The organism is Spirosoma flavum, from assembly GCF_042686045.1.
GTDB lineage: Bacteria > Bacteroidota > Bacteroidia > Cytophagales > Spirosomataceae > Spirosoma > Spirosoma flavum.
Genome location: NZ_JBHUOM010000066.1, coordinates 1 through 533, shown reverse-complemented (window position 1 = coordinate 533; position 533 = coordinate 1). Strand labels below are relative to the sequence as shown.

Sequence of the window (533 nt, the reverse complement as noted above, 5' to 3'; positions counted from 1 at the left end):
GCCGTAATCTACCACAAGATAAAATTGGTACATCCTACTATAATTAAATTGCCCCACGCTAAGGCGTGATCGATACGGGTAAATCGGACAATCGTGTCCGAAATCGTACAGTAACCTAGTGGCTAACAAGCCCCTCCTATTCACCAGCGGTTGTTTTAAATTTGGTATGATCTTTGGCCGACTAGGATCATTGCTTTAACTCGGCCTACTCATGATTGGTAACTATAGCAAAATCGCCTGGCGCAACCTGCTTCGCTACAAAGCGTTTTCGGCCATCAATATTGCTGGGCTGGCAACGGGCATGGCGGTAACCATGCTCATTGGGCTTTGGGTATACGACGAGCTGTCGTTCGATAGGCAGCAGGAAAGGGCGGATCGCATTGCGCAAGTTTGGCAGATCGTCCACTTCGATGGCCAGAAGGCCGCTTACAATGTGGCGTCAATTCCGCTGGCTCAGGAACTACGTAGCCACTATCCTGATTTTAACCGGCTAGCGGTCGCTACGGCTGACCGGGAGGCTGTGTTAGCGACGG

At 50.7% G+C, this 533-nt stretch carries 1 pseudogene; it reads left to right on the top strand.

The annotated features are described in order from the left end of the window. Positions 1 to 211 precede the first annotated feature (211 nt). Positions 212 to 533, top strand: a pseudogene (locus tag ACFS25_RS31700) (ABC transporter permease); the annotation flags it as partial.